Here is a 15,552-nt window from a genome sequence, read left to right as displayed (position 1 = left end):
AGCAGAAAATAAAACACCTGCTTCAAGCTGTGATTCAATGTAAAAGCCTGTTAATTTGATGTCTTTCCTCTGTTTTTTTGGTGCGGTATGGAGCTCTATTTCCACTGGTTTGATTTATTAGGTATTGCTGTGTTTGCAATTTCAGGCACTCTTGCCGCCTGGCGCAAACAAATGGACGGTTTTGGTGTCATAGTGCTGGCAACAGTCACAGCTATAGGTGGCGGTACTTTACGCGATTTAATCCTCGACTCTCCGGTGATCTGGTTAAGCAACAACAGTTACTTTTTAGCCATTTTCGTTGCCGCAGGTTTAACTATTCTGGCCGTTCGTAACAGATTAGTGATCCCAAACAATACCTTACAAATTGCAGATGCCATTGGCCTGGCATTTTTTGTCATTATGGGCACACAAAAAGCACTAGACCACGGCACTTCGGGTTTTGTCGCCATAATGATGGGCACTATGAGTGGGGTTTGTGGTGGCATGATCCGTGACGTGTTATGCCGTGAAATTCCTATGGTGTTTCGTGGCGAGCTCTACGCTATTACCTGCATTTTTGGCGGCCTGGTGTACGTCCAGTTGCTGGACTTTGGCGTCGCACAAATGCCCGCCATGCTGGCAGGAATGATTGCCTTATTGAGCTTGCGTTTAGCTGCCATTCGCTGGCATCTGACTATTCCTGTGTTCGGCAAAAAAGCCGACGACTTGCGTTAGCCCCAGCTAAACAGCAAGGCCACTTGTACTTTTTTATTTACACAAAAAACTGCCATTTTTCTGCTTCGGCTTGAAATTGATTAGGAAGCTAACTAAAATATGATTAGCTTCCTAATTATTAACGAGCAAATTATGAGTTTCCAAAGTTTAGGCCTGCAAGTTCACCTGCTGTCACGCCAATGGCGTTGTTTATTAGATAAACAACTGGCCTGTCAGGGGCTGACCCAAAGCTCAGGCATAGCGCTGGTGTACATAGCTGAAAATCAAGGTTTTAGCCAAACTGAACTGGCCCGCTTGTTAGCTGTAGAAACCCCTTCTTTAGTACCAGTGCTGGACCAGCTGGAAAAACAAGGCCTGATTGAACGCCGTCCGTCAGAACAGGACAGACGCCAAAAGGCGTTGTATTTGCTGCCTGCGGCAACAGACCTAGTGGCCGCTATTAATCAGCAACGCCGCGTTTTGCAGCAGCAATTACTGGGGAACTTAACTCCACAGCAGCAGCAGGATCTTCCACAATTGCTGAGTCTGGTATTACAACAAGCTGCAGTGCTTTTGCAGGACCAAAAAGCCGGAGACCTATCATGAGCGCTGAACAACTCTTTAACCGTTGGATAAAATGGACCTTAGTGCTATTTGGACTGGTGTTTGGTTACTATCTGGCTGCCGATTTGTATATGCCTGTCACCACAGACAGTTTAGTGCAACGTTATGTAGTGCAGGTTGCTCCCCAAGTGCCTGGCCGTGTGGTATCTATTGCGGTGCAGAACAATCAGCAGGTCAAAAAAGGTGATTTGTTATTCGAACTGGACCCGGCTGACTACCAGCTCAAGCTGGAGCTTGCCCAATTGCAACTGGAACAAAGCCAGCAAAACAACCGTCAGTTAAGCGCAGCTTTGCAAAGCGCTGCAGCCCGTGTTGATCAGGCGCGTTTTGCCTTGCAGGAAGTGCAGCGGGAAGATCAGCGTTATCAGCAACTGTACAATCAAAAACTAATAGCACGTCAGCAACTGGATCAAAGCCATACAGCTGTGCTCAAAGCCAAAGCTGAGTTACAGGCCAGTACCGCAGATTTAGCAGAACGTGAAGCAGAACTGGGTATTCCGACTCAGGAGCTGGTGCAAATTAAACAGGCCCGCAATCAGCTGGCATTAGCCCAACTGGAGCTGGACAGAACCAAGGTGTATGCAGATGTGGATGGCATAGTCACAGACTTGCAATTGGAAGTTGGCACTAATTTGGCCAGTCATCAGGCAACTGTAGCTTTGGTCTCCACTCAGCAAAGTTGGGTCAGCGCTTTGTTTCGTGAAAAAAGTTTACTGCATGTACAACAAGGTACCGAAGCTCTCATCACTTTTGATGCTTTACCTGGTGAAGTATTCAGCGCTTCAGTACGGGATATAGATGCGGGCGTTGCCAACGGCCAAAGTACACCAGATGGGCGTTTAGCCACAGCCGACAGCAGCAGCCGCTGGGTCCGTGATGCGCAGCGTTTAAAAGTAAATCTGGCGATGCAACAGCAAATGCCGTCCGCTTTAGTAGTTGGCTCCCGGGCAACAGTGCAACTGGTGCCAAAAGATAACAGCCTGCTGGCCGCTTTGGCAAAAGGCCAAATTCAGCTGATTAGCTTGCTGCACTATGTTTATTAAAGCTGTTTATTAAAGATGTCTTTACTAACGCCCTTTAAGGTTTGTTATGTTTGCTTCAACCCCTTTTAATAAAGTACTGCGGCTGGCCTTTGGTGCCAGTCTCGGCTTACTGCTGGCCAAACTGACCAACTCGGATCAATGGGGGGTGTTTTTTACCATCAGTCCTGTGTTGTTGTTAGGTTTAATTCCCCGGCTGACGCCTTTTGTTGTGCTGCAATACGTGAGTGCGAACCTGGTGGCCGGCTCTATGGTGCTGCTGTACAGCTGGCTTGGTACTTTAAGTGCTGTGATGACTCTGCTGGTTTTTGTTTATTTCCTCTGGTTATTCCGTTTGATGGCCAAAGGCGCGCTTTTTGTATTTGCGGCTATTGCCATTATTAATGGCAGTATCTTTTTGCATTTCGCCAGTTACCCCAGCATGGATCCGGGCCAGATGCTCGGCAATGCCCTGTTGGCTGTGTTGTTTGCTTTGCTGATTAGTGGTGCTGTGATTTGGCTTTTTCCTGTGCCAGAACAGCCTATGCAAATGCCTCCGGCTAAAACTCAGCTTGAGCAGCAACAGCAAAGTCTGGTCGCAGCAGCTATTGCAACTTTGTCTTTTGTGACCTTCCAACTGCTGGATTTACAGGATTCGCTGTCGGCTCAGGCCAGCAGCATCCTTATTCTGTTGCCTATGAGTTTTACTGGCATAGTGCAGGCTGGTATCAAACGAGCGTCAGGGGTATTGCTGGGTTCCGCCTATGCGATAGCGGTCCAGTTAGTGTTGTATGACAACTACCAGCATTTACCCTTAACCATGCTGGCATTCTTTTTTGGCATGTTGATTTTTGCCAGAGCTCAGCAACTGGAAGGTCCTGGCTCTGGAGTCGCCTTTGGCGGCATGACCACTATGGCTATTATTTTTGGTCAGTATTTAAAACCGGATCAGGATTTGATGTACAGCGCTTTGTACCGGATAAGCTCTGTCAGTGTGGCTGTGGTTTTGACGCTGGTATTAGCCACTGTGTTCTATCTGCATTTGGAACGTCGCAACCATAAAATCAACGCCAATAAAAAAGCCCCGCTTGTCAGTGACTAGCAGGGCTCTTCTCATCGGCTTTGCTTAGGCTTAGTCGGCTTTTTCGTCCGATATAGCTTTATGCAGTTTCACTACGTTGCGGCCTTTACGCATGCGGATATTGATCATCTCAACAGCCACAGAGAATGCCATAGCGAAATAGATGTAACCTTTTGGCACATGCACGTCAAAACCTTCGATCATTAAGGTCACACCAACTAAAATCAGGAAAGATAAAGCCAGAACCTTGATTGATGGATGCGCATCAACAAAGTCACCAATAGACTTAGCAGCAAACATCATCACCAACACTGCAGCTATGATGGCAATAGCCATAATTTCAATTTGATTGACCAGACCCACAGCAGTGATGACTGAATCTAAAGAGAATACGATATCTAAGATAGCAATTTGGATCAGTACCATAAACAGGTTGTTCGCGACCACTTTAGGGCCAGCACTTTCTTCTTCCATACCTTCGAGGCTATGGTGAATTTCCTGAGTCGACTTCGCCAGCAGGAATAAACCACCACCAATTAAGATCACATCACGGCCTGAAATGTCATTACCAAGCACAGTAAACCAGGTTTCAGTTAACCCCATCACCCAGGAAATCGAGAATAACAGCGCCAGACGGGCAAACATGGCCAAGCCTAAACCCATACGGCGGGCAAAGGCGCGTTGATGTTCAGGCAAACGCCCCACCAAAATAGATAAGAAGATAATATTGTCTATACCTAAGACGATTTCCAAGGCTGCCAGAGTACCTAAGGCTATCCAGGCTTCCGGACTCGCGATCCATTCAAACATATGAAGTTCCCATGATTTTAATTAACTGCGGCTAGTGTAGCGGCTTTATTGGTGAATTTCAGCTGGAACCTTTTGCTTATCTGACAACTTGGGTAACTGTTCCCTGTATTCAACCAAAGCATAACGCCGTTTTAACTGCTGAATTTGATCCTGCTGTTCAATCAGAAACTGATTAAAGCGCAGGATTTGCTCCGGGTGTTTTTGGCTGGATAAGTGAAAAGCCAGGTTGGTAAAAGGTAAATGCTCAGCCATCACCAGAGCTTTGGCAGATTTCATCTGAGCTAAATGGTACTGAGCGACATTGTATTCCACATTAGCACCATCGACCCTGCCCCGCAGCGTCATTCGCAGCGCAGATTCAGCATCAGGTACATCCAAAATTTTAAACTTATGCTGTTTTTTCAGCTCAAGCCAGCGAGTTGGCGAAAAGCCATGAATATTAGCCAGCACCTTAAAATCAGACAAAGACATTTGCTGTTTTTGTGGCAACACCATAGTGCCACCCAAAGTATAAATCACTGGCGCGCTGTAATATTTAACCAGCTCTTGATCAATGTCTAAATGAGGTTGCCAACGCAGGTTATCCGGATAGACAAAGTCCGTCAGTTCAGCCGAATCCTTGTATAAACGCTTGACTGGTAAAGCTTTAAACACAAACTCATCGCCACTCCAGACACTGTATAACTGGATCAAATCAACAAAGTAACCACGGGGCTGCGCTGATTTAAAATCATAGTGGGGATAATAATCCAGTTGCTCTATGCCAATCACATAGGTTTTGGCCTGAACACTGCCCCAAAAGAAGCTCAGGCAACTAAATAACAGCATCAATACAGCTCGCATGCGACTCCAACATCTTCATTGACACTTTCTAAGCTTAGGCTATTTAGTGCTGTAGCGTTGCTCAGGCGGTAAATAACCAGGGATACGGCTGTGGTCAATTTCATCTAATTGCCCAGGTTTTAAAAATTGCTCTGCGTACTGTAGATACACTTTCTGATCGATAAAAATATCAAACAAATCCGGGTCTATGTGCTGGTTCTCTTTCATTCGCCCCATAATGTTCAGACATTCACTCAAAGGTTTGCCGTCTTTATAAGGTCGGTCTGACGCCGTTAAGGCTTCAAAAATATCGGCTATGGCCATCATACGGGCTGGTATCGACATTTGGTCTTTCTTCAGGCCTTTGGGATAACCAGTGCCGTCCATTTTTTCATGATGACCACAAGCAAACTCGGGCACCCTTTGTAAATGTTTAGGGAAAGGCAAAGACTCCAGCATATCGACGGTAATATTCATATGACGGTTGATGATCTGCCTTTCTTCCGGCGTTAAAGTGCCACGGGCTATACTCAGGTTGTAGATTTCATTGTCAGATAACAGATTTTGTCGCTGTCCGGCGATACAGATCTGCTGCTGACGACCTAAATCGGCGACCTGCTGCTGATCGTCTTTGTCCATAAACTCGCCACCTATATTGGCTTTGCGCAAAAATTCGCGCTGCGCATCCAAAGCGGCCAGTCCTTGCGCCAACTGCTGTTGCAACAATGCAACTTGAGCTTGATCCTGCTGGTAAGACGCAAGATACAAAGGACCTGTAAGACTGAGTTCGAAATCCCGTTTAGCTATCTCTATTTTGGCGTCGACCAGTTCTATCCGGTCAAAAATGGTTTGCAGCTTACTGGCTTTATCCATCACATATTCAGGGGTGGCAATTTTACCGCAGTCGTGCAACCAACCCGCTACACTTAACTCATGCCGGTCAGCATCCGTCAGCACAAAGTCTGCTAAAGGTCCGGTGTTATGCTGATGTGTCGCATTCGCCAGCATCATGGTCAGCTCCGGAACCCGCTTACAGTGTCCGCCAGTGTAAGGGGACTTTTCATCTATAGCTTTGGCGATAAGTCTGGCTATGCCCTGAAATAACTCTTCCATGTTTTCAATCAACTGCTTATTGGTCAGTGCCACAGCAGCTAAAGAAGCCAATGAACGCACCAATTCCATTTGCTGAGTTGAAAATGCACTGACTTTGCCATCCACTGTGGCATTAATCAGTTGCAATACACCATTGAGCTCGCCCTCATGATTTTTCATCGGGATAGTCAGCACCGACTGGGTATGATAACCAGTCCGCTGATCCATACTGCGCGCAGCGCTTAGGTCATATTGCTGACACGCATAAGCATCAGGAATATGGATCATTTCGCCTTCAGCGGCTGCGATAGCCACTATAGCGTGTTGATTCACCTGGCCTTCTTTGTAAATGGGGATAGAAGGAAAAGGGATAGGCACGCCAGAGCTACCGCCCATATACATGTTCAGCGAGTTGTTGATCAAAGTCTCAAATTTCAGACTCTTGTCAGCCGTCACTGAATAAATAGTGCCGCCGTCTGCCTGAGTTAAAGTTTGAGCACTGGTTAAAATACGCTCCAGCAGACGGGTTGTATCCCGCTCTACCGATAACGAAATGCCTATGTCTATCAAATGTCGTAATACTGAAGGTTCAGTCATCATTTTTCACTGCCATGACTACTTTTCTGCATGAGTATAGACCCCATCCCAATCTGCACCAGTTTGATGCGTACGGTAATGAGTCAGTCGTTCGAGATACAAGCTGTATAACTTATCGTTATAGCGCTGATACAACGAGGCCCAGAGCTGTTCGGCCTCGTTCCAGTGTTGCTGCCAATACAATACAAGCGCTTGTTCATGCCGCTGCAAGGCTGCTACAAAGTCCGGGTTCATCAGTAAGTCGGGATCCACAGGTTCATAAATAATAACGGCTTCCGTTTTTCCCTTCACTTTGACTTTATCTATGGTACGAAACCTGATGTTTTGGCATTGTTTTGCCGTCATCTGACTCACCAAAAACCGGACGCCATAATATTTAGTCAGACTTTCCAGTCGGGAGCCTAAATTCACAGCATCACCAAGTACTGTATAAGCACGACGATATTCCGATCCCATATCACCGACATTCATTTCGCCTGTATTGATACCAACACCAATATCGATGGCGGGCAAGCCATCCAAAACAAAACTTTTGCTGAGTTCATCGGTGATTTTTAACATAGAGAAACCCGCCTTCACCGCCAGCTCTGCATGAGCTTTTACATCCAGCGGCGCATTCCAGAACGCCATTACCATATCGCCCACGTATTTATCTATGGTGCCCTGATGCTCAAAAATAGTTTTGGTAATGGGTGAAAAGTAGCGGTTTAACAAGGACTTCAGTTCGGTCGCTGTCAGTTTCTCTGACAAGTTGGTAAAACCACGAATATCTGAAAATAACACCGACATCTCTTTTCTTTTACCATCCAGACTTACGCTTTCAGGGTGATTCAGCATTTCATCGATATGAGCCGGTGGTACGTACTGGTCGAAAATTGATTTAATCCGGGCTTTTTGTTGTGAAGCGCCAAAAAAGCCATAGATTAAATTCAGCAAAGTCAGGCCTAAAATCAGTAACAAACTGGACGTTAAGGGTAAATCCAGCTTCAAGATTTGCCAGCTGTATAAGTTCCCCCCCAAGGTCAGCAGCAACAGAATGCCACCACTTAAAGCTAAACTGACTGCCCCCAAAGCCGGAAAGATAAAACTCATCAACAGACCAAGCACCACTAAAAACAAAAACACCAGAGCCTCAGCCCAATCCGGGTGAGAGTGAATCAACTCCGGATAAATTAAGCCTTCAAATACATTGGCATGCACTTCTACGCCTGGGTATTGCACACCAACAGGAGTCGAGCGTAAATCAGCGTGGCCTACCGCAGAAGTGCCGACAAAAACGACTGCATCTTTTAACAGCGTTTTATCCACAGCCCCTTGCACTACATCAACAGCGGAAATATAAGGAAAACTCCGCGCAGGACCACGATAAGGGATCAGTACCCTGCCGTATAAGTCGGTGTTAATGCGGGTATTGCCTACTGTGACCCCCACTATGGTATTAATTTGCTGCAGTGGCGCTGTCTCTACCTCCAGCTGCTGAGCCAATGCATATAAACGTGCAGCCTCCAGCGCCAGTGACGGATAGACCTTGTCCTGATAGCGGATGAGCAATGCAGCCTGGCGGATAAAACCGTCAGGGTCGGGAGATGAATTAATAAAACCTGTTCCAGCACTTTGTTGCTGAAGTACAGCCGTATTAGCGACATAACCGGCAAACTGACTGACGGAGCTTTGGCTGGCTTCAGAATCCATAGACACATAGGTTTCAGGCAACAGCCCAACAGCCAGTTGTTCCTGCTGAAATAAAAAACCCAAAACCACGTCTTTGTTTTGAAGGCTGGAGGCAAACTGATGGTCTGCGTCTAGCTGTGGTGCTATTTGCTGCAACTCCGCTGTTGTTTCGGGGGACAACTGCTGTTGGCCGGACTGCAGCACTTGCTGTGCCGGGTTGCGCTCAGGCTCGGAAAAAATCACATCAAAAGCGACCACTGAAGCACCGGCAGCCGTTAATTGCTCCAGCATTTGTGCCACCATTTGGCGACTCCATGGCCAGCGTCCCAGCTGCTTCAGGCTTTTTTCGTCAATATCCACTATCACCACTGGTAAATCTTTTACTTCCCGGTGCGACAGCATCAATTTTAATCTGCTGTCGTACAGCAGACCATCCAGGCGCTTTAATACAGACTGCTCGGAATACACGGCACTCAGTTGAGCCAGCACCAGCACTCCACTAAACAACAGGCTACAAAGCAAAATCCATTGATGACGTCGCCAATACTTCAGCACCAGATTTCCATTCCTTCCCGTGCCATCAGTACTTCAGGCTGCTGACCACTAAACTGCTGCGCCAGCTCATCCAGTTGCAGATCAGTGCGGGCTGGGTCATGGCTGAAAATGACCAACTTTTTCACTTGAGCTTCTTTGGCTAACACTACTGCCTGACTGACCAGTGAATGGCCCCAGCCCAATTTATAAGGCATATCTGCTTCCAGATATTGGCCATCGTGGATCAACAAATCAACGCCTGCGACAAAGTCTAACCATTGAGTTCTGGAGGTCAGCACTTGTTCGGGTGGAAACAGCTCATTGTCTGTGACATAAGCCAATGCTTGTCCGTCTGCGGTAATACGGTACGCGCTGCCTGAGCCCGGATGATTCAACGGGCAACGTTGGATATAAAAATCGCCCAACTGCCACTGATCTTCCGTTATAGGAGTAATACGGATCAATGAAGGCAGCTGCTCTGGCGCTACAGGAAAAAACTCTCCTGACATTTGTTTTAAAATAGCGTCATGCTCAGCCTTTAAGGTATGCCCCGGAATGATCCGGATTTGACGACCCGGCTGATACGCTGGTGCAAAAAAAGGAAAACCCTGAATATGATCCCAATGGTTATGGCTGAGCAGTAGCACCAACTCTTCAGTGCCCGCCATTAATTCCTGCCCCAACAATCGGATCCCAGTGCCCGAATCAAGAATTAATTGCTGACCATTTTGGCTGGTCAGCAGCACACAAGGGGTGTTACCACCATACCTTTGTGTATCCGCTCCCGGAGTTGGAATTGAGCCACGCACGCCATAAAATTTAATCTGCATAATGACTCACTAAATGAAATTTGGATCATATTCGTAGAGTTGATACTGCCGCAGTGTTGCACTGTACCCACTAGCATCGTAGTTACTCCAGCCCAGGGTGACTTTGCTGCTGGTTAGTTGCATAAACAAATCGCTGGAGAAGGTAAATCCGGTAAATAAGTAAGCCCCTGGGGTCGCAGAATTCGCTTCAAAGGCAGGGTCCCAGCGACCCACATTGCTACCACTGCCGTCCAGCAGCACTCGTCCAACCCAGGCATTCACACCATAAGTACCCACCATCAATAATCGGCCTTCAGCATCGGTATGGATAGCTTTAATCTCCAAATCAACAGGCGTCTGATCGCTGAAGCTGTTATAGAGTCTGGGGCTACCGGAATTAAATGAAGTGTCGCTCAAACCATTGCGCTGTAATCGATACAGATAATGCGATTCATCTCCTTCATAATTTTTTGACAGGGCAAAAATCAGATTCTGTCCGGCATCAAAATCCAGAGCGTTGAGATACTCAGAATATTTGGTCTGGTCATTGCTGTTGTCGACCAGATTGATCACGCTGTAGCCCTGAGCTGCGTCCCCAAAAGTATCGGAAGGGCTATTGGCAGTATTCATCAGCAGGCCTGTTTCATTAAAACGGGCGACATAAAGTCTGGGATCTGCCATCAGTTTGTATTGACCGGCAATGACCAGAGTGTCATCCGCCGGGTCCAGTTTCATCTGACTGAGTCTTTCTTCGGTCTGGGCGTTTGTGTCTATTTCAGTAAATAGCGTAAAACCTGCAGCTGATGAACCAAAGTTACCTGCGTCCAATGAGCCATCGGTATTCAATTGCAACAAGGCAATATCAGAATTGTCCTGAAATTGCCTGTATTCAGCCCCCACAATCAGATGACCATCTGCTTTTAGCTGTAAATGCACTGCCGCTGATCCGTTGTAGCTGCCCAACTGAGCTGGGATTAGATCAACAATACCGCCAGCAAACCCTTGATCCACAGAGCCATCCTGGTCCAATCTGGCTACAAAACCTATCTGATCATTGTTTGTATCTAATCCTGAACCTGCCACGTACAACTGATTTGAACCAGCTTCAAGTACTGTATTCACCTCCATCTCTGCCAGTTGATCATCAGCCAGTAACACCAAACCATGATTACCAAAGCTCTGGTCCAAAGCTCCACTGGAGGTGAGTCTGCCGACAAAAGCCTGTTGATAGTTCCCATTCACATAAGAGTAGCTGTAGCCATAAAACAGCGTTTTATTCACCTGACTGCCCAGCACTAACCTGCGACTGCCTTGCACAGTGTCACTGCTGAAACCTGCATTAAACCAGCGTTGTCCATCCGCAGAAAATGAAGTATCCGCCAGTAACGTGGTTAGCTGATATTTACCAATCCAGTTAAAACTGACACTGCCAACAGCGCCATAATTCGGATTACTGAACTGCTGCAATACCCATATGGCAACCCCGTCACTTTGCAGATCCAAAGCTTTTAATTGTCCGTCTGCAGCCAGAGGTTGATCCTGTATAAATTGTCCCGTCCAATCGTAATAACTGACGGAAATCAAATCATCGTTTACACCGTCTGTGCTGGTCAAAATATAAAGCCCTGTTGCATCTGATGCGACTGACTTGTAATGCAAAGGGTTACCGGCATTGCCATACACTTGCGTAAAACCTGAGCTAGTGCCAAAAGTGGGGTCGAGACTGCCGTCATAAGTCAGTTTAAACACCAGCCCGTCCGGGCTGGTTGGTGCTGATGATTCAGTGACACTGCCAACCACATACAATTCGTCGTTATACAGTACAGCGTCATAAGCCTTGGCTTCAGCAAAAGAGAAATTATATTCCCGATACCCGGAGCACACCGGAGGCAAATTAGTATCACAACCAAAAGCTGTAGTATCGAGGCTAAAAGAGGACGAAAAACGAGCCACAATAATAGAGGCGGTGGACGATTGGCCTACAACGTAATAATTATGATCAGAGTCCTGCCGCACCAGATCAAACTGCTCCATACTGCTTAGCGTACTGATCCATCCAGCCTGATAGCCGGAATCAGCATACTCCAGTACAAAAGCATTCGTGCCGTCTCTGGAACCAGAGACAACATAGTGCCCCAAATTATTCAGCAGAAGATCTGTCGCCTCAGCATGACCACCACACTCATTGGCTGCACAAACAATATTGCCCATGCCGCTACCAAAAGAGCCATCCAATACTCCTGTCTCACTGAGTTTAAACAGGAAAAACCCTGAGCCCAGGCTGTCGACATAATTGACCAAAACCACTAATTCATTGCTGCTGGTAACGACCGCCGCAACACTTTGCTCTGACAAAGAGTCTATAAGTATTTTATTTTTGAATAGTCCCCGGTCTGCATAGCTAGTGTCTATACCACCATCTGCTGTAAGTCTGGCAACAAAAATCTTTGATGAGGCAGCAGGGCCGACAGTCCCAATCACCAGACTGCGACCATCACTTAATGGAATAACTTGCGTAGGATTATTGTATTCGCCGCTAAGCATCATCTGTAATGAGAGATTACCGCCAGAGGCAAAACTATTATCGGCAATAACAGAAGTTTCAAAGGTTTGAGCAGCAATCACAGTGATCACGACGCTTGCCGTATCAACCAGACTGGCATCACCATTTTCTGTCACTTGTACCACCAGGCTGTAAGAAGCTGTGGTGCCTGCATCCAGCAAGGATGAATTAGCAATCTGAATAGTGCCACCGGCAGTAATGGCAAAAACTCCGGCTGAGTTTCCGGATAAAATTTGATAACTGTAACTCCCCGGATCGGCATCGTATTGAGTCATGGTCCACACATGCTGAGCATTCACATAATCATCTGAAATAGTGACTGCGGCGTCTTGTAACGACGGCGGATCATTAACCGGACTGATGTTTAACTCCACCTGAGCATCAGAAGTGATTGCTCCTTGAGTCAGCCGATAAGTGAAATAGTAAGCACCGTAGGAATTGGCAGCCGGCTGGTACGTGAAAGTGCCGTCTGTGTTTAAACTTAAGGTGCCATAAGGAGGAGCCTGCACCAGACTGACAGTCAGCGCTTCATTTGGGTTAAAACTGTCGTTCAGCAATAACGAATCAGCACTAGTCACAGTCAGAGTACTGTCTTCATCTAAGGTGTAGGCATCAAAGTTCGCTTGCAAAGACGGCGGCGTGGACAGCACATTGAGTGTCACCATAGCCTGAGCACTATAAGTTCCATTCGACGCCTGATAGATAAAGCTGTCTGAGCCATAAAAAGTTGGGGCTGGCGTATACACAAAACTGCCATTTGCACTTAACGTCAGCTGTCCATGGGCAGGTCCGGAAATCAGGCTGGCTGTCAAAGTGGCAGATGAAGACTCACTGTCATTGGCCAACACGCCGGGAGTGGCGGTTAAGGTTGAGCCCTGAGCCAGACTATAAGTATCAGGCTGGGCTATCACTGGTATAGCTACAATCTGGATCTGCAGCACCGCCTGATCAATCAGGCCATAACTGTCCTGCGCTTGCACCACTAAAGTTTTTGTTGTACCTGAGAATTGAGCCAGTTGTGTTGCATCCGCAACCATGAATAAGCCAGAGGTTGATAAACTAAAAATCCCTGCGTCATTGCCACTGATTATGCTAAACGAGACGGTGTCATTCGGATCGCTGTCTGCCGCAGTCAACTGAGCAAACGCATAGCCATTCGGAGAGTTGGCAAATAGCTGGTAGCTGGCGTCAGCTAAAACAGGTGCCGAGGCTTGATAAATAATATTAATCACCACTGTACCTGTGCTGGAAGCACCTGTGCCGTCCAAAACCCTGAACACAAAACTATCAGAGCCAGTCTCCTGAGAATTTGCTGAATAGCTGAAGCTGCCATCTTGCGAGAGCTGCACAGAGCCTTTTGTTGGCGCAACAACAACCTGGCCATCCAGGGTTAAATTTTGATCGTCCACGTCAGAGGCATAAGCCAATAAACCAGGTGCTGCCACAGATAGTGGGGTATTGTGATTCACCGAAAAACTTGCAGCCTGAACTACAGGGGGATCATTTTGCGCTAAGACGTTTAAGACTACAGTTGCAGCGCTGACTAAACCGGCGGGATCTGCGATTTGATAGCTAAAACTGTCGGTACCGAAAAAATCCTGATCCGGCAGGTACTGAAAACTGCCATCCGATGCCAACAGCAGTTGACCATTCTGTACTGTACTTAGCAGCTCAGGTTGCAGGCTAATAGTATCGCCATCCGGGTCTGTGTCATTCGCTAACAAACCGGCAGCGGCAGTCACTATTAACTCTTCGTCTTCCCCGACCTGATAGCTGTCGTTTTGCGCAACGGGAGCCGCATTGGTCATTTCAATCAGTAGTGTCACTTTAGCTTGCGCTACACCGCCTTGCCCGTCTGTTAACTGATAAACAAAAAAATCTTCGCCTGTATAATTTTCAGTTGGCGTATAACTAAAAGCACCATCCGGATTCAGCTGCACGCTGCCATGAGCAGGATTGGTAACTGCAATACTATCGACAATAAGGCTATCGCCATCCAGGTCCAGATCGTTGGCTAAAAGACCAGGAGAGGCAATACTAAGGCTGGTGTTTTTATTCAGGCTGTAACTGTCGTCCAGAGCTACCGGCAGATCATTTATTGGTAATACAGTCAGGCTGACCAGCGCTTGTGCCGTTAAGCCCTGAGTATCGGTGATCTGATAAATAAAACTATCGTTGCCGACAAAGTTTGCTGCGGGTTTATAGACAAAGGAACCATCAGCATTAAGCTGCACGGCGCCGTTTTCAGGTGAGCGTACCACCTGACTATCCAGACTAAAGCTTCGAGCATCAGGATGACTGTCGTTAGCCAGCAAGAAACCACTAAGCTCTTCATCTTCATTCAGATTAAATTGATCTGCGGCAGCTACAGGTAAAGAAAATTGCGGAGCACCAACAGGCTGGATCACATGCTGTTCGGAGTACAGGCTTTCACCAGATGCATCAACACCAGTGATCAGCACAAAATAACGTTGGCTATCCACCACAGCAGGTACAGAAAAGCCGGTTTGACTCAAGGCTAAAAATTGTCGCCCCCCGGTTTTAGTCAGGATATTTTCCGGGGTAATACCTGGTTGCTCCGCAATATACAGGTTGTAGCGACGTGCGCTGCTGTTCGCTGACCAGTTCACCTGCAAAGTACCCGCAGTGCGACTGGTGTTTACGCCAACCACAGCTTCAGGTAACCACTCAATATCACGGGCATCAAATAAAATACGGTTGCCCAGTTGGTCTTCCAGCCAAAGTTCCAAGCGTAAGGACCCCGGACTTAAACCAAAATTACGGGGATTCACCCCAGTCACAGTTTGCGAAAAGGATGCGCCACAATTTACCTCACACAACACCAAGGCCTGTTCACTGCCATTAAAGCCAACCAAAACTCTGGCGATGCCATCCGGATCAGCCACATCCACAGCGATCGTTATATTGCCACTGATGCTCTCTCCTGAACGCGGAAAACGATAGTTAGCTGTGCCATTTCCAACCGCCAGACTTTGCACCTGATTGGTTTTAAAAGGTGCGCCCGCCACCAGCGAGTTATAGCCAAAAGCAACCATCAGACCCATTTCAACCGGAGTTTCGCTCACTGGAGGTGGCAAAACAGGGGGTTGCCCCCCTGTAGGGTTATCCGATACGGCTTCACCACCAGATCCACCGCCGCCACAGGCGACCAGCAACACGCAAAAGGTGATAACTACCCCCCGCCGAAAAAACTCCCGAAGCAGAACTAGATACATA

At 47.2% G+C, this 15,552-nt stretch carries 10 protein-coding genes; 4 read left to right on the top strand and 6 right to left on the bottom strand.

Translation table 11 applies throughout. From position 1 onward, the window contains the following. The first annotated feature begins 87 nt into the window (after positions 1 to 87). From LSG34_RS11470 to LSG34_RS11455, 4 genes are all read left to right on the top strand, one after another. Positions 88 to 714: a trimeric intracellular cation channel family protein gene (locus tag LSG34_RS11470; RefSeq protein ID WP_233009238.1), complete on the top strand. Its 627-nt coding sequence runs from the start codon at positions 88 to 90 to the stop codon at positions 712 to 714. A gap of 132 nt (positions 715 to 846) precedes the next feature. Then, positions 847 to 1,299 (top strand): MarR family winged helix-turn-helix transcriptional regulator, encoded by a 453-nt coding sequence (locus LSG34_RS11465; RefSeq protein ID WP_233009237.1) that lies wholly within the window; start codon positions 847 to 849, stop codon positions 1,297 to 1,299. Then, positions 1,296 to 2,360 (top strand): HlyD family secretion protein, encoded by a 1,065-nt coding sequence (locus LSG34_RS11460; protein WP_233009236.1) that lies wholly within the window; start codon positions 1,296 to 1,298, stop codon positions 2,358 to 2,360. The genes LSG34_RS11465 and LSG34_RS11460 overlap by 4 nt, the downstream gene beginning before the upstream one ends. Before the next feature lie 46 nt (positions 2,361 to 2,406). Then, positions 2,407 to 3,438 carry a DUF2955 domain-containing protein gene (locus LSG34_RS11455; protein WP_233009235.1) on the top strand — a complete coding sequence of 344 codons (1,032 nt, stop codon included), beginning with the start codon at positions 2,407 to 2,409 and terminating at the stop codon, positions 3,436 to 3,438. Between the two features lie 30 nt (positions 3,439 to 3,468). On the opposite strand, the gene LSG34_RS11450 is transcribed toward LSG34_RS11455, so the two are convergent. From LSG34_RS11450 to LSG34_RS11425, 6 genes are read right to left on the bottom strand one after another with little or no spacing between them, the layout of a single operon-like run. Then, a complete protein-coding gene (locus tag LSG34_RS11450; protein ID WP_127026023.1) occupies positions 3,469 to 4,227 on the bottom strand; it encodes a TerC family protein in 759 nt (252 codons plus the stop codon). Between the two features lie 45 nt (positions 4,228 to 4,272). Beyond that, positions 4,273 to 5,070, bottom strand: coding sequence for a hypothetical protein (locus tag LSG34_RS11445; protein WP_233009234.1), 798 nt, complete (start codon positions 5,068 to 5,070; stop codon positions 4,273 to 4,275). A 39-nt stretch (positions 5,071 to 5,109) separates the two neighbouring features. Continuing rightward, on the bottom strand, positions 5,110 to 6,741 hold the full coding sequence (locus LSG34_RS11440; RefSeq protein ID WP_233009233.1) for an HD family phosphohydrolase: 1,632 nt from the start codon (positions 6,739 to 6,741) through the stop codon (positions 5,110 to 5,112). A 15-nt stretch (positions 6,742 to 6,756) separates the two neighbouring features. Further along, positions 6,757 to 8,964, bottom strand: a complete 2,208-nt coding sequence (locus LSG34_RS11435) for a CHASE2 domain-containing protein (protein WP_233009232.1) — start codon at positions 8,962 to 8,964, stop codon at positions 6,757 to 6,759. Then, positions 8,958 to 9,773, bottom strand: a complete 816-nt coding sequence (locus tag LSG34_RS11430) for an MBL fold metallo-hydrolase (RefSeq protein WP_233009231.1) — start codon at positions 9,771 to 9,773, stop codon at positions 8,958 to 8,960. Before LSG34_RS11430 ends, LSG34_RS11435 begins: the two co-directional genes overlap by 7 nt. A 9-nt stretch (positions 9,774 to 9,782) precedes the next feature. After that, positions 9,783 to 15,551 carry an Ig-like domain-containing protein gene (locus LSG34_RS11425; RefSeq protein WP_233009230.1) on the bottom strand — a complete coding sequence of 1,923 codons (5,769 nt, stop codon included), beginning with the start codon at positions 15,549 to 15,551 and terminating at the stop codon, positions 9,783 to 9,785. Position 15,552: the final 1 nt, after the last annotated feature.

This window comes from Rheinheimera faecalis, from assembly GCF_021290965.1.
Taxonomy (GTDB): Bacteria; Pseudomonadota; Gammaproteobacteria; order Enterobacterales; family Alteromonadaceae; genus Pararheinheimera; species Pararheinheimera faecalis.
Note: the sequence above shows the minus strand (reverse complement) of the source record. Positions and strands in the feature narration are given on the sequence as shown.

Bases quoted from the DNA above. Each gene is read 5' to 3' on its own strand.
- LSG34_RS11455 (WP_233009235.1), top strand. From the start codon at position 2,407: ATGTTTGCTTCAACCCCTTTTAATAAAGTACTGCGGCTGGCCTTTGGT.
- LSG34_RS11450 (WP_127026023.1), bottom strand. From the start codon at position 4,227: ATGTTTGAATGGATCGCGAGTCCGGAAGCCTGGATAGCCTTAGGTACT.
- LSG34_RS11425 (WP_233009230.1), bottom strand. From the start codon at position 15,551: ATGTATCTAGTTCTGCTTCGGGAGTTTTTTCGGCGGGGGGTAGTTATC.
- LSG34_RS11440 (WP_233009233.1), bottom strand. From the start codon at position 6,741: ATGATGACTGAACCTTCAGTATTACGACATTTGATAGACATAGGCATT.
- LSG34_RS11470 (WP_233009238.1), top strand. From the start codon at position 88: ATGGAGCTCTATTTCCACTGGTTTGATTTATTAGGTATTGCTGTGTTT.
- LSG34_RS11445 (WP_233009234.1), bottom strand. From the start codon at position 5,070: ATGCGAGCTGTATTGATGCTGTTATTTAGTTGCCTGAGCTTCTTTTGG.
- LSG34_RS11465 (WP_233009237.1), top strand. From the start codon at position 847: ATGAGTTTCCAAAGTTTAGGCCTGCAAGTTCACCTGCTGTCACGCCAA.
- LSG34_RS11460 (WP_233009236.1), top strand. From the start codon at position 1,296: ATGAGCGCTGAACAACTCTTTAACCGTTGGATAAAATGGACCTTAGTG.
- LSG34_RS11430 (WP_233009231.1), bottom strand. From the start codon at position 9,773: ATGCAGATTAAATTTTATGGCGTGCGTGGCTCAATTCCAACTCCGGGA.